The organism is Hydrogenophaga sp. (assembly GCF_051858985.1).
Classification (GTDB): domain Bacteria; phylum Pseudomonadota; class Gammaproteobacteria; order Burkholderiales; family Burkholderiaceae_C; genus Hydrogenophaga.
Map to the genome: position 1 here is coordinate 973,338 of NZ_JBHYGM010000002.1, position 14,043 is coordinate 987,380.

Genomic DNA, 14,043 nt, shown 5'->3' on the forward strand with positions numbered 1-14,043 from the left:
ACCGCCTGGCGTCAGGCGCTGACCACCGCCGTGTGGCCGAGCGTGACGGTGTGGGCCGACGCTTTGACCGTGTCGATGAAGTACCAGTCGCCCTGGACCGCCTGTGCCGTGAAACTCATCAACAGGAAACCGCGCTGCTCCGTGTTGGCGAAGTTCAGCATGTCCAGCACGTCGGTGAAGATGTCGGCCACCACGGTTGGCGAGAGCGAACCCAGGTAGGCCTCGAAACCTGGTGAGGTCACGCTGGGCGCGGCAAACTCCTGGCCGACCACGGTGCCGTCGGCCAGGCTCAGGTCGCTCTGCCAGGCGTTGTGGGTGTCCCCGGCCAGCGAGACCAGGCGTTTGCCCAGGGTTGCTGCGGAGGACAGCACCGTTTCGCGGGCCGCCGGGTAGCCGTCCCAGGCGTCGAGGTTGTAGCCGATCTTCGGGTTCTGGACCGGGTCGACCAGTGCCAGTTGCTCGGGGGTCATCAGCTGCGGTGCCGAAACTTCCAGCTCCCTGGCCAGCAGGTAGGCCGCCACCGCGGCGGCGCCGGCCACGGGGTCGGTGGCCGGGTCGATCGCCTGCAGCACCGAGGCGGGAAACATCATTCTCGCCATCAGCACCTGCTGGCCCAGCACCTGCCAGGTGGCGCTGGAGGCTGTCATCTGCTGGGTGAGCCAGCCCGTCTGCTCGGCACCCAGCATCTGTCGGGAGGGCGAGTTCAGCACGGCCAGGGCGGCGGCCGAGGTCGCGGGGTCGGTCAGCTCGGCAATCGTCAGCGCGGGTTCGCGCGCCAGCAGGCGCGTCTCCAGCATGTGCAGTGAAAGCAGGCTTCCAAAGTCGAAACTGCGGTAGGCCCGGCGCAGGTTGGTGGTGTCGGGCGTGCGGATCGGCAGCCACTCGTGATAGGCCTGCGCCGCCGCTGCCGCCCGGGCACTGAAGCTGCCTTCCGCGCCTTCGGTGTGGTTGACCGAGCCGTTGGCGTTGGCGTTGTCCGCAATCTCGTGATCGTCCCAGATGGCGATCATCGGCATGGTGGCGTGCAATTGCTTCAGGTCGGGATCGCTTCGGTACTGCGCGTAACGCGCCCGGTAGTCGGCCAGTGTCAGGCATTCGTTGGCGGGCACCGAAACCCGGCCCAGCGTCACCGCGTCTTCGGATGCGTAGCCGGTCGCCTCGTATTCATAGATGTAGTCGCCCAGGTGGACGGCGTACTCGGCCCCCACCGACAAGGCACCGCTGTACGCTTGGAAGAAGCCCGCGGGATAGTTGGAACAACTGAACACTGCCAGCTTCACGCTGGTGGCGTTCAAGGCCGGCAAGGTGCGTGTGCGGCCCACGGGCGAGATGTCGTCACCCGAACGGAAGCGAAAGAAATAGCTCTGGCCGGCCGCCAGGCCCGTCGCATCCACCTTCACCGTGTGGCCTGCATCGGGCGACGCCTGCGCCTGACCGGTGGACACCATCTGGGTGAAGCCAGCGTCCGCCGCCACTTCCCAGGACAAGGCCACCGGATCCGCGTCGCCGCGCGTGGCGTGGGTCCAGAGGATCACCCGGTCGGCCAGTGGATCACCGCTGGCCACACCGAAGTCGAACCGCACAGGCGCCAGTGGCGTGGGCGTCTCGTTGCCGTCGTCGCCACCGCCACCACAGGCCGAGAGCACGCCACCGGCCGACACGGCCGCAGACACGGAGACGAGGCGCACGATGAAGGTGCGGCGGCTGGAGGTGGTCATGGGAGTCCTTGAGGGCGGTCAACATTCCGCCCGTGCAAGTTACCCGCGTGATCGGTGGACGTCGGTGCGACATCGCACCGTCTGGCCTGGCGATCAGAGCCAGAAAGGATCGAGCGCGCTGGTGAAGGCCGGCAGGTCTTCGAAGTAAGGGAGAGCGCCACCCTCAATGGTGTGGAACGTCCAGTTGGGGCGCGATTGCACCGTGTCGCGGCCTTGAAAGTCGGTGAAGTCACCCCGGGTGGCCATGCTGACCCACACCGGCTCTGTGAGCGATTCGTACAGGGTGTTGATGTCGGCGCTGAACAGCGCACCCGAGAGGAAATGCAGCGGCGCATGGTGCGCACCGGGCTGTTGCGCCGTCAACACCGCCTGGCGCCAGAGCGTCTCGTCGATTTGGCTGCTGCCGAAGGTGCGCTTGAGGAAATAGCGCACCACCCCAGGGCGGGTGAGCTGCCGAAAGATGCGATCGCCCCAGCCCGGGCGGGCCAGCAGCTTCAGCAGCCATGGCTTGACCAGCGTGGTGCCCGGTGGGCCGTGGCGGCGCTTGCTCCGGGAGAAGCCGGTCGGCGTCACCAGCGCGATGCGCCGGATGTGCCCGGCAGCCTCGATCTGCGCGCGCGCCACGAACTCGCACCCAAGCGACACACCCAGGACATCCACCTGCTCGGCACCGAGGTCCGTGCGCATCCACTGCGCCACGGCCAGCACCGCATCGGTCATGAGGCGCGGCGTGTAGGCGCGGTCGCTGCGTTCGGAGTGCCCGTAGCCCGGCAGATCGAGTGCAACCACGAGCCGCTTGGCGCGGTAGTGATCGAAAAGCGGTGCCACTTCGGCCACGGATGCGGCTGCATTGACGCTGTGCACCAGCAGCAGCGGCGGCAAACCGTCGCCTCGGGCCGGGGCTTCGTTGTGGTACACCGCCACGCGGCCCGCCGCCGTGCGCAGGATCTGCATGGGCGCGGTCAGGCCAGGCGGCAGCGTGGGCACGCTCATGCCGACGTCACCTCGGCCTCTTCGTGCACCTGCGCGCGCGCCATGGCCCACACCTCGCGCGGCGGCAGCGGCTTCAACCGGTGATCGCTCCACACCTGCCGCCACTTGCGCGCGCCGCGCAGGCCATGGCGCAGCCCCAGCATGTGCCTCGCGATCGCGTACCACGGACAGCCGTCTTCCAGGAACGCCCGCTCCATGTAGGCCACCATCTGCTCCTCCACGGCCTCCCGCGTCAAAGTGGACGGTGCGGCGCCAAAGAAGGCCTCGTCCCAGGTGGTGAGCAGCCAGGGGTTGTGGTACGCCTCGCGGCCCACCATGGCGCCATCGACATGCTGCAGGTGTTCGGCGATCTGGTCGTTGGTGGTGATGCCACCGTTCACCGCAATGGTGAGCGACGGAAAGTCGCGCTTGAGCTGGTAGGCCAATGGATAGCGCAGCGGCGGAATCTCCCGGTTCTCCTTGGGTGAGAGCCCTTCCAGCCAGGCGTTGCGCGCGTGCACCAGAAACACCGAACAACCGGCCTCGCTCACCCTGCCCACGAAGTCGCGCACGAAGTCGTAGCTCTCCACCCGGTCGATGCCGATGCGGTGCTTGACGGTGACGGGAATCGACACCGCATCGCGCATGGCCTTCACCCCATCGGCCACCGTCTGCGGCTCGGCCATGAGGCAGGCGCCAAAGGCGCCGCGCTGCACGCGTTCGCTCGGGCAACCGCAGTTGAGGTTGATCTCGTCGTAGCCCCACTGCTCGCCCAGGCGCGCCGCATGGGCCAGGTCAGCCGGCTCGCTGCCGCCGAGCTGCAGCGCGACAGGATGCTCTTCCGCGTTGAAACGCAGGTGCCGCTGCACGCTGCCGTGCATCAGCGCACCGGTGGTCACCATCTCGGTGTACAGCAACGTGCGCCGGGACAGCAGGCGATGCAGGTACCGGCAATGGCGATCGGTCCAGTCCATCATCGGCGCGACGGACACGCGCCAGGGTGACAAGTCTCGGGTATCCATCGGACGGCTTCCTCAAGCGGGCGCGCGGGCGACGCCTGCTGCCTGGGAATGTTCCAGCACATAGCGCGTCATCGACTGCGCCAGCTCTTCTTCGCCGATGAAGATCTTGCCGGCGATTTCCTTTTCCAGCAGGCCTGCCTCTTCCTCGCTGTGGGTGCGAATCACGGTCTGGATTTCCGGGTTCAGGGTGCGGGCGATGCCGATCATCTGGCGCACGTCCAGCGTGTCGGGCGTGGCGATCACGAGCATGCCGGCTCGCGCAATGTGGGCCTGGATGAGCACCGCCGGATCGGCCGCGTCGCCGAACACAGCCGGTATGCCTTGTGCCCGCAGCCGCTCCACGATGTCGCGGTTCTGCTCGGCCACCACGTAGGGCAGGCGCTGCGCTTCGAGCGCTTCTGCAATGCGACGCCCCACCCGCCCATAGCCCACCAGCACGACCTGCCGCGAGAGGTATTTCTCATGCGTGGTCACGGGCAGTTCGGCCAGCGGGTCGTCGCGCGCTTCCAGTTGGCGTGCGAATGCGGAGTTCTTGCGCAGCCATTCCTGCAAGGGGTTGATGGCCTTGAACAAAAGCGGATTGATGGCGATGGAAATGAGCGCGCCAGCGAGCACCAGGCTCGTGCCCTCCGGCGGCAACAGACCCAGCGAAGCGCCCAGGCCGACAAGGATGAACGAAAACTCGCCGATCTGCGCCAGACTCGCCGAGACCGTCAGCGCCGTGTTGAGCGGGTAACGCATGGCCACCACCAGCGCGGCCGCCGCGAGGGACTTGCCGACGATGATGATGGCCACCACGCCGAGCACCTGCAGCGGTCGCTCCACCAGCACCGCCGGGTTGAACAGCATCCCCACCGAGACGAAGAACAGCACGGCGAAGGCATCGCGCAGGGGAAGCGATTCTTCGGCCGCGCGGTGGCTGAACTCGGACTCGCGCAACACCATGCCCGCAAAGAATGCTCCGAGGGCGAAGGACACGCCAAACAGCGCGGCCGAAGCGAAAGCGATGCTCACGGCGGCGGCCACGACGCACAGCGTGAACAGCTCGCGGGAACCCGTGCGCGTGACCTGCCAGAGCAGCCAGGGGAACAGGCGCCGCCCCACGATGAGCATGAGCGCCACGAATCCACCCACCTGCATCAAGGTGAAGCCGAGGGTGCGCCAGATCGAATCCAGGTCGCCGTCGGAACCTCGGCCGCCCAGGAATCCCGCCAGCGGCGGCAGCAACACCAGCACCAGCACCATGGCCAGGTCTTCCACCACCAGCCAGCCCACCGCAATGCGCCCGGTGAACGAATCCAGCAAGCCCAGACTCTCCAGCGCGCGCAGCAGGACCACCGTGCTCGCTACCGACAGCGAAATGCCGAACACCAGCGCAGCGCCAGGCGTCCAGCCCCACCACAGTGCCAGGCCCATGCCCATGAGCGTGGCCACGGCCATCTGCACCACCGCCCCTGGCAACGCGATCTTGCGCACGGAGAGGAGATCGTCCAGCGAAAAATGCAGGCCCACACCGAACATCAGCAGCATCACGCCGATCTCGGCGAGCTGTGCAGCAATGCCAGCGTCCGCCACGAATCCCGGCGTGAAGGGACCGATGATCACGCCCGCCAGAAGGTAGCCCACCAGCGCCGGGAGGCGCAGCTTGGCCGCCAGGAAGCCGAGCACCAACGCCAGGCCCAGGCCGGCGGCAATGGTGTTGATCAATGAAATGCTGTGGGGCATCGGTCGAATTTACACCACCCCCCTGGCGCCGAAGCCCAGGCAACAAAAAACCCGCCGAAGCGGGTTTGGTGCGAAGAGAAGGACCCCGTTCGAGGGTGCCGCCGGTCCGGCTTCGCCGGTCGGCGGGCACCGCCCCCTTGAGGGGGTGACGGGCTCGCCTCGCGAGTCCGTCGCAGGGGTGGTCCATCTAGCCCATGTGCAGGCCGCCGTTGACGGAGAAGTCCGCGCCTGTGGCGTAACCGCCTTCTTCGCTGGCCAGCCAGGCAATGATGGAGGCGATCTCGCTCGGCTCGCCCAGGCGCTTGACCGGGACGGTGGCGACGATCTTCTCCAGCACATCGGGGCGGATGGCCTTGACCATGTCGGTGCCGATGTAGCCCGGGCTCACGGTGTTGACCGTGACGCCCTTGGTGGCGAGTTCCTGCGCCAGCGCCATCGAGAAGCCGTGCATGCCGGCCTTGGCGGCCGAGTAGTTCGTCTGACCGGCCTGGCCCTTCTCGCCGTTGACCGAGGAGATGTTGACGATGCGGCCCCAGCCCTTTTCAACCATGTCGGCCACGACCTGCTTGGTCACGTTGAACATGGAGTTGAGATTGGTCTCGATGACGGCGTCCCAGTCTTCGCGCGACATCTTCAGGAACATGCGGTCGCGCGTGATGCCGGCGTTGTTCACCAGCACGTCGATGGTGCCGTGCTCGGCCTTGGTCTTGGTGAAGGCTTCCACGGTGGAATCCCAGTCTCCGACGTTGCCGACCGAAGCGTGGAAGGTGTAGCCCTGCGCCTTCTGCTCGTCCAGCCACTTCTTGAAATCGCGCGTGGGGCCGCAGCCTGCGATGACCGTGAAACCTTCCTTGTGCAGGCGCTGGCAGATGGCGGTTCCGATGCCACCCATGCCGCCCGTGACGTAGGCAACTTTTTGACTCATTGTGTGTGCTCCTCTGAGGTGTTTTGCGAAATGCAGTGCACGGGACGATTAGACCCAAGATTCAGCGTTCGACCGCGAGGGAAACCCCCATGCCGCCACCAATGCACAGTGCGGCCAGGCCCTTCTTCGCGTCGCGTCGCTGCATCTCGTGCAGCAGCGTCACCAGGATGCGGCAGCCGGACGCACCGATGGGGTGCCCGATGGCAATGGCTCCGCCGTTCACGTTCACGCGGGCGGGGTCGATGTCCAGCGCCTTGTTGACCGCGCAGGCCTGGGCAGCGAAGGCTTCGTTGAGTTCGAACAGGTCCACATCGGCGGCCTTCCAGCCGGCGCGCGCCAGCGCCTTCTTCGACGCCGGCACCGGCCCCATGCCCATGGTGGCGGGGTCCAGGCCGCTCGTGCCGAAGGCGGCAATGCGAGCGAGCGGCTTCAAGCCCAGCGACGCGGCCTTCTTCGCGCTCATCACGACCACGCCGGCAGCGCCGTCGTTGATGCCCGAGGCATTGCCTGCGGTGACCGAACCGGCCTTGTCGAACGCGGGGCGAAGGCCCGCCAGCGCTTCGGCATTGGTCTTCTTGTTGATGAACTCGTCGGCATCGAAAACGATGGGATCGCCCTTGCGCTGCGGAATGCTCACGCCCACGATCTCCTCCTTGAACTTGCCGGCATCCTGCGCGGCGCTGGCCTTTTGCTGGCTGCCCAAGGCCAGCGCGTCCTGCGCGTCGCGGCTGATGCCGTGCTCCTTGGCCACGTTCTCGGCGGTGATGCCCATGTGGTACTGGTTGTAGACGTCCCACAGGCCATCGACGATCATCGTGTCGGTCATCTTCCAGTCGCCCATGCGCTGGCCGTCCCGGCTGCCATTGAGCACATGCGGCGACGCGCTCATGTTCTCCTGGCCACCCGCGATCACGATCTCGCTGTCGCCCCAGGCCACCGCCTGCGCCGCCAGCATCACCGCCTTCAGGCCCGAGCCGCACACGGCATTGATGGTGAGCGCCGGCGTCTCCTTGGCCACGCCCGCCTTCATCATGGCTTGCCGGGCTGGGTTCTGGCCCACACCGGCGGCCAGCACCTGACCCATGATGACCTCACCAATGGCGTCCACCGGCAGGCCGGTGCGCGCGAGCAGTTCCTTGATGACGATGCTGCCGAGTTCGGTGGCGGGCGTCTTGGCAAGCGAGCCGCCGAACTTGCCCACGGCGGTGCGGGTGGCGGCGACGATGACGATGTCTTCCATGGTTCTCTCCTTGTTGTGCTCAAAAAAATCAGATATCAGGACTTGGCCTTGACGTAGCGACCCGGTGCAGGCTCGATGGCGGCGTAGGTCTTGCCCTTGCCATAGGTCCGTGGCGCTGCGATCTGCTTGCCCGCTTGCGGCTTGAGCCATGCGGACCAGTCGGTCCACCAGCTGCCGGGGTGTTCGGTGGCGCTGTCGATCCAGTCCTTCACGTCCTTCGGGAACTTGCCCGCAGGCCCGATCCAGTGGCTGCGCTTGTTCTTGGCTGCCGGGTTGATCACGCCGGCGATGTGGCCCGAGGCACCCATTACAAAGCGCTTCTTGCCGGGAAACAGCTGCGTGCTGCCATAGGCACCGCCGATGGGCACGATGTGGTCCTCACGTGAGCCATAGATGTAGACCGGCAGCTTCACCTGGCGGAAGTCGATCTTCTCGCCGCAGACCTTGACCTTGCCCGGCTTGACCAGGTTGTTCTCCAGGTACATCTGGCGCAGGTACCAGGCGTAGTACGGCCCAGGCAGGTTGGTGCTGTCGGAATTCCAGTACAGCAGGTCGAAAGGCGGCGGGGTTTCCCCCTTGAGGTAGTTGCCCACCACGTAGTTCCACACCAGGTCGTTCGGGCGAAGGAAGCTGAAGGTCGTGGCCAGGTCGCGCCCGGGCATGAGGCCGCCGTCCTTGAACTGCATCTCGCGGTACTTCACGAAGTTCTCGTCGATGAACACGTCGAGGATGCCGGTGTCGGTGAAGTCCAGCAGCGTGGTGAGGAAAGTGGCGCAGTTCACGGGCTCTTCGCCACGCGCCGCAAGCACGGCCAGCGCCGTGCCCAGCATGGTGCCGCCCACGCAGAAGCCCAGTGCGTTGATGGTCTTGGCGCCCGTGATGTCCTGCGTGACCCCGATGGCCTTGATCACCGCTTCCTCGATGTACTCGTCCCAGGTCTTTTGCGCCAGCGATTCGTCCGGGTTGCGCCAGCTCACCACGAAGGTGCGGTGCCCCTGTTCCACGCAATAGCGGATCAGGGAGTTCTCGGGCTGCAGATCGAGGATGTAGAACTTGTTGATGCAGGGTGGCACCAGCAGGAAAGGTCGCTCGTACACCTTGGCGGTGAGCGGCTTGTATTCGATGAGCTGGAACAGCTCGTTCTCGAACACCACGGCGCCTTCGGTGGTGGCCACGTTCTTGCCGACCTCGAACACGCTCTCGTCGGTCATGGACACATGGCCCTGCTTCATGTCGTGCAGCAGGTTCGCCACGCCCTTGGCGATGCTTTCGCCCTGCGTGTCGATGGCCTTCTTCTGCGCCTCGGCATTGAACGCGAGAAAGTTGCTCGGTGCGCTGGCGTCGATCCACTGCTGCACGGCGAAGCGCACGCGGCTGCGCGTCTTGGCGTCGCCCTGCACGGCATCGGCCATGGCCATGAGCGTGCGCGCGTTCAGCAGGTATGAAGCCGCCGCGAAAGCGGCCACCGGGTTGCCGGCCCAGGCATCTGACGCGAATCGCCGATCACCCGCCGGCTTGACGTGGGGACCCTGGTTCCAGAGGCCCGTGACATCCTTCAGGTACGCGTTCTGGATTTCGAGCAGCTTGGCAGGATCGAAGCTCACACCCTGACCGGCGGCCTGCGTGAACAGGTCCCCCATGCCGGCCATGCCCGGCATGGTTGGCATGGCCGTGGGCACCGGCATGGCGAAAGGGTTGGATGATCCCGCCGCAGCCCCCGGCATCGTCTGCGCCAGCTGGGTCCATTGGCTGATGAGGTTCTGCTGGAACTGCTGGGCGGACTCCAGCCAGTTGGGAGGGGAATTCTTGCCCGATGTCATGCTGGTCTCCGTGGGTGTTGCCTGCGGCCTATGATGGCTCGTCTGGGGAAGGTGTTCCGGGTTTTCCCTAGTGTCGGCGTCTCGGCTTCCAGCAAGCTGACGCGAGATCCCCGGGCTTCAAGGATGGCCGTGTATCTGGTGGTGATCGGGTGGATGTACGTGGTGCTCATGATGTCGGTGGCCGAGGCCACCAACACCACAGGGACGGTGCTTGGGGCCATTGTGACCTTTTTTCTCTATGGAGTGCTGCCGGTGGCACTGGTGGTTTACCTGATGCGCACGCCCCAGCGGCGCAAGGCGCTGAAGGCCCGCGAAGCGGCCGAGCAGCGTGAGGCGACAACGGCCGCCTCAAGCGATCCAGACGCAGGCGGCCATGCGTCCGGTGCTGCCGAGGCGAGCGGCATCACGCCGGTGCGAAAAGAACCTTGAGGCATCGGCCACGGTGCACCACGCATCGCTGCCGTCGTTGCCATGCACATCGATGACACCGACCGACCCCAGCGCAAGGCGTGCCAGCGCGGGCAGGTCGGCGATGAACCTGCCATCGCCACTGGGCCAGAAGTGCGCCACGGCAGCGGGATCGGCGCTCACGAACAGCTCGCAAACCTCGGCGCCCACCTCGAACGCTTTGGGCCCGATGCAGGGTCCCAGCCAGGCCATCACCTCGCCCTCCCCCGCGGCCTCACGAAGCGCCTGAACCGTGGCCTGCAGCACGCCGGCTGCCAGGCCTCGCCAGCCGGCGTGAGCGGCCGCCACCGTGGTACCCGAGGCGTGCGCGAACAGCACCGGCAGGCAGTCCGCCACCATGATGGTGGCGGCCACTCCAGGACCCTGGACCACGCAGCCATCGGCCTCGGTTCCGTTGGATGTTGACGGGTTGAGGTGCACGACCTGCGTGCCGTGAACCTGCTGCAGGAACACAGGACGCGCGGGCGCAGTGAACGCGGCCAGCCGATCGCGATTGGCTGCCACGGCCAAGGGCTCGTCGCGAACGTGATCACCGAGGTTGAAACTGTCGAAGGGCGCCACCGAAACGCCACCCTCCCGCGTCGTGAACACCGCCCTCACCCCAGGCGGCGCCGGCCAGTCCGGCACCAGGCCGTCGGCCGCCAGCAGCATCAGGCTTCGGCGTCGGGGCAGGCCGACGGCTGGCTCTTCTGGAACGCCTCGAGCTTCATGCAGGCCTCGAAGGCCGCCATGGTGCGCGGCAGGCCACTGAAGTCCGTGTTGAAGCGCTGCCCGTTGAAGATCTGCGGCACCAGGCAGCAGTCGGCCAGCGTCGGTGTGTCACCCAAACTGTAGGTGGACGGCGGCAGCTGCGCGAGCTGGCCCTCGTAGGCCTCGAGCCCGGCGCGAACCCAGTGGCGGTACCACACGTTCTTGGGTTCCTCCTCCACCTTCAACTCGCGCGTGAGGTACTTGAGGATGCGCAGGTTGTTCACCGGATGGATCTCGCAGGCCACGATCTGTGCCAGCGCGCGCACGCGTGCACGGTCGATCAGGTTGGCCGGCACCAGCGACGGCGTGGGATGCACTTCGTCGAGGTACTCGATGATCGCCATGCTCTGGGTCAGCCGCGTCCCGTCGTCAAGCTCGAGCACCGGCACCAGGCCTTCGACCGAGATGTGGCCGAACGCAGGGAGCTTGTGGTCGCCGCGCGCGATGTGCACCGGCACGTAGTCGTAGGGGATGCCCTTGAGCGCCAGCGCGATGCGCACGCGAAAAGAGGCCGAGGAGCGGAAGTAGTTGTAGAGCTTCATGGGCCCAAGGATAAACCTGCGCTCCCCCGCGCGTTCAAGCCGCCGCCAGCGCCGGGTAGTCGGTGTAGCCTTTTTCGCCGCCGCCGTAGAAGGTCGCGCGGTCGGGTTCGTTGAAGGGGCCAGATTGCTTCAAGCGCTGCACCAGATCGGGGTTGGCGATGTAGAGCTTGCCGAAGGCGATCAGATCGGCGCCCTGCTCAAGCGACTTCTCCGCCAGAGCCAGGTCGTAGCCGTTGTTGACCATCCAGGCAGCGCGGCCCCCTGCGGTGCGGAAGGTCTCCCGCAAGGCCAGGTAGTCGAACGGACGATCGGCGATCTCCCGCGGCCCACCCGTCGCGCCTTCGATGAAATGCACATACGCCAGGCCCATGGGCGCGAGCAGGCGCATCACGTGTTCAAACAGCGGCTGGGGATCGGTGTCGAGGGCATCGTTGGCCGGGGTCACGGGCGAAAGGCGGATGCCGGTGCGATCGCCACCGATGGCGTCCGTGACGGCTTGCGTCACTTCCTGCAGCAGCCGTGCACGGTTCTCGATGGAGCCACCGTAGGCGTCTGTGCGCTGATTGCTGCCGGTCTTGAGGAACTGGTCGATCAGGTAGCCGTTGGCCGCGTGGATCTCCACGCCGTCGAAGCCCGCCTCGATGGCGGCCAGGGCCGCACGACGGTAGTCATCGACGATGCCGGGCATCTCGTCAAGCGCCAGCGCGCGGGGCTCGGAGGTTTCCACGAAGGTGGGCACGCCTTCCTTGATGAGCACGGTCTTGGTCTTGGCGCGGATCGCCGAGGGCGCCACGGGAGCCCCGCCGTCGGGCTGAAGCTCGGTGTGCGAGACGCGCCCCACGTGCCACAGCTGCACGACGATCTTGCCGCCAGCCTGATGCACCGCCTGCGTCACCCGTTTCCAGCCTTCGATCTGCTCGGGCGCGTAGAGGCCCGGCACATCCGAATAACCCTGGCCCTGATGGCTGATGGCCGTGGCTTCGGTGATGAGCAGGCCGGCACTGGCACGCTGCGCGTAATAGGTGGCCATCAAAGGCGTGGGCACGGCGCCGGGCGCGCGGTTGCGCGTGAGAGGGGCCATGACGATGCGGTTGGCGAGTTGAAGTCGGCCAGCGGAAATGGGTTCGAAGAGAGTGGTCATGCGCGCATTGTGCGCAGCTCAGGGTTTGCCCGCATACAAGGCGCCCAATGTCCCCGCCACCACAGGGACGATGCTCACGGCATTGCTCGCGTGCGCAATGCAGTCGGTGCTCCAGATCTCGCGCACACCGGCGCTCCGCACGCGTTGCACCGAGCCAGGCGCGAACAGCGCATGCGTCACCGCCACGTCCACCGAGGCAGCGCCTGCCGCGAGCAACATGGCCGCAGCGCGCGCCAGGGTCTGGCCGGAGCTGGCCACGTCGTCGATGAGCACCACGGCACGGCCGGCCACCGGCAGCTCAGGCAGCTCGATGTCAACCTCCTGGTCCCCGTGCCTCGTCTTGTGGCACACGGCGTGGTCCCAGCCCTGGGTTTGCGCCGCTAGCGCCACCCATTGCAGGGCTTCTTCGTCGGGTCCGATCAGCAACACGTCGCGTCGCTGGGAGGCAACGTGCTCGGCCAGCAGCGGCGCGCCGCTGAGCGCGATCGCATCCTTGAGCGGAATCGCCTCGTCCAACGTGGCAATGCGGTGCAGGTGCGGGTCCACGGTGATGACCGCGTCGAACAGATCGGCCAGGAAACCGCCCACGATGCGCTGGCTCACCGCTTCACCGGGATGGAAAGCCATGTCCTGGCGCATGTAGGCCAGGTACGGGGCCACAAGTGTCAGGTGGACGGCGCCGAGTTCGCGGGCCGCGCGGGCGGCGATCAGCAACTCGACCAGTTTTTCGTTGGGCTGGTGAAGACTGCGCCAGATCACCACCCGCTCGGGCAGTGCATCTGGCAGGCGCAGGCGCCACTCCCCATCGGGGAACCGGTGCCGCTCGATCAATGCCAGCGCAAGCCCGGCCGCCCCGGCGGTGGCGCGCGCAATGCCCTCTTCGTCGTCAAAGCACAGCAGGACGCCCTGCCCGGTTCCTTGGTTCATGCCCGGCACGATACACCGGGCGCGTGTTCAACCCACCACGAGGCGGATGGCGGGCAGCACGCGCTCGGAATCGACGCGACGCTCCAGCGCCAGGCGCATGTTCATCTGCGCGACTTCGGTGTGTTCCACCGCCAGGGCCTGCGCGCGGGCGCTCTCGCCCCGCACCAGCGCATCGAACAGCATGTGGTGCTGGCGGTGGGCATAGAGCATCCAGTCGCGGTCCATGGCGAGCGTGCCCTGCATGGGCAGCATGGCGGACGCGGGTGCGAACGGCAGCTTGTCGTTCAGCGCCACCGCTCGTTGCAGGGCGCGGTTGCCGCAGGCTTCCAGCAGCAGGGCATGAAAGCGGTCGTTCATCACCGAATAGGCCGCGTAGCTTTCGATCGTGAGCGGGTTGTCGGCGAGCAGACGGTCGCCCTCTTCCAGACAACCCTGCAACTGACCCTGCAACTGGCGCGAGACGCCGTGCTCGGCCACCAGCCGCGCCGCCATGCCTTCGAGATGCCCGCGCACGGCAATGGCGTCGCGCACTTCCTGCGCGGTGAACTGCCGCACCAGGTACTTGCCGGTGTCGTTGGCCTCCACCAGGCCCTCCTGCTCCAGCGTGACCAGCGCAGCACGCACCGGCGTGCGCGAGGCGCCCAGGCGCTCGGCGAGTTGCTGCTCGGCCAGGCGCTGACCGGGTTCGAACCCCCCATTGAGGATCAGGTCGCGCAATTGCATCAACACGGTGTCTTGCAAGCTCATGCCGCAAACTGTACACTGAATTTAGGAAACGGTATACCGTTTGAAC

The 14,043-nt window shown here is 66.5% G+C and carries 13 protein-coding genes; 1 reads left to right on the forward strand and 12 read right to left on the reverse strand.

Annotated elements, in window-relative coordinates:
• Positions 1-11: 11 nt before the first annotated feature.
• The 7 genes from ACTIEY_RS10980 to ACTIEY_RS11010 form a co-directional block, all read right to left on the reverse strand.
• A complete protein-coding gene (locus tag ACTIEY_RS10980; protein ID WP_439519138.1) occupies positions 12-1,718 on the reverse strand; it encodes an alkaline phosphatase D family protein in 1,707 nt (568 codons plus the stop codon).
• 93 nt (positions 1,719-1,811) lie between these two features.
• A complete protein-coding gene (locus ACTIEY_RS10985) occupies positions 1,812-2,711 on the reverse strand; it encodes an alpha/beta fold hydrolase (RefSeq protein WP_439519139.1) in 900 nt (299 codons plus the stop codon).
• On the reverse strand, positions 2,708-3,712 hold the full coding sequence (gene dusA, locus ACTIEY_RS10990) for a tRNA dihydrouridine(20/20a) synthase DusA (RefSeq protein WP_439519140.1): 1,005 nt from the start codon (positions 3,710-3,712) through the stop codon (positions 2,708-2,710). Before dusA ends, ACTIEY_RS10985 begins: the two co-directional genes overlap by 4 nt.
• Before the next feature lie 12 nt (positions 3,713-3,724).
• On the reverse strand, positions 3,725-5,437 hold the full coding sequence (gene ybaL, locus ACTIEY_RS10995; protein ID WP_439519141.1) for a YbaL family putative K(+) efflux transporter: 1,713 nt from the start codon (positions 5,435-5,437) through the stop codon (positions 3,725-3,727).
• A gap of 187 nt (positions 5,438-5,624) precedes the next feature.
• On the reverse strand, positions 5,625-6,362 hold the full coding sequence (phbB, locus tag ACTIEY_RS11000; RefSeq protein WP_439519142.1) for an acetoacetyl-CoA reductase: 738 nt from the start codon (positions 6,360-6,362) through the stop codon (positions 5,625-5,627).
• A 61-nt stretch (positions 6,363-6,423) separates the two neighbouring features.
• A complete protein-coding gene (locus tag ACTIEY_RS11005) occupies positions 6,424-7,602 on the reverse strand; it encodes an acetyl-CoA C-acetyltransferase (RefSeq protein ID WP_439519143.1) in 1,179 nt (392 codons plus the stop codon).
• 35 nt (positions 7,603-7,637) lie between these two features.
• Positions 7,638-9,422, reverse strand: a complete 1,785-nt coding sequence (locus ACTIEY_RS11010; protein ID WP_439519144.1) for a PHA/PHB synthase family protein — start codon at positions 9,420-9,422, stop codon at positions 7,638-7,640.
• Positions 9,423-9,545: 123 nt separating this feature from the next.
• Here ACTIEY_RS11010 and ACTIEY_RS11015 point away from each other — a divergent pair, with 123 nt between their 5' ends.
• On the forward strand, positions 9,546-9,851 hold the full coding sequence (locus ACTIEY_RS11015; protein ID WP_439519145.1) for a hypothetical protein: 306 nt from the start codon (positions 9,546-9,548) through the stop codon (positions 9,849-9,851).
• Here the strand turns inward: ACTIEY_RS11015 and pgeF are convergent.
• Genes pgeF through ACTIEY_RS11040 form a run of 5 tightly spaced genes read right to left on the reverse strand, consistent with a single transcriptional unit; the run spans position 9,771 to position 13,997 of the window.
• Positions 9,771-10,541 (reverse strand): peptidoglycan editing factor PgeF, encoded by a 771-nt coding sequence (pgeF, locus tag ACTIEY_RS11020; RefSeq protein WP_439519146.1) that lies wholly within the window; start codon positions 10,539-10,541, stop codon positions 9,771-9,773. The genes ACTIEY_RS11015 and pgeF overlap by 81 nt on opposite strands.
• A complete protein-coding gene (maiA, locus tag ACTIEY_RS11025; RefSeq protein ID WP_439519147.1) occupies positions 10,541-11,182 on the reverse strand; it encodes a maleylacetoacetate isomerase in 642 nt (213 codons plus the stop codon). The genes pgeF and maiA overlap by 1 nt, the downstream gene beginning before the upstream one ends.
• Positions 11,183-11,216: 34 nt before the next feature.
• Complete coding sequence (locus ACTIEY_RS11030; RefSeq protein ID WP_439519148.1) at positions 11,217-12,323, reverse strand: alkene reductase; 1,107 nt, start codon at positions 12,321-12,323, stop codon at positions 11,217-11,219.
• Positions 12,324-12,341: 18 nt separating this feature from the next.
• A complete protein-coding gene (locus ACTIEY_RS11035; protein WP_439519149.1) occupies positions 12,342-13,250 on the reverse strand; it encodes a ribose-phosphate diphosphokinase in 909 nt (302 codons plus the stop codon).
• Positions 13,251-13,277: 27 nt separating this feature from the next.
• Complete coding sequence (locus tag ACTIEY_RS11040) at positions 13,278-13,997, reverse strand: GntR family transcriptional regulator (protein WP_439519150.1); 720 nt, start codon at positions 13,995-13,997, stop codon at positions 13,278-13,280.
• Between the last annotated feature and the right edge of the window lie 46 nt (positions 13,998-14,043).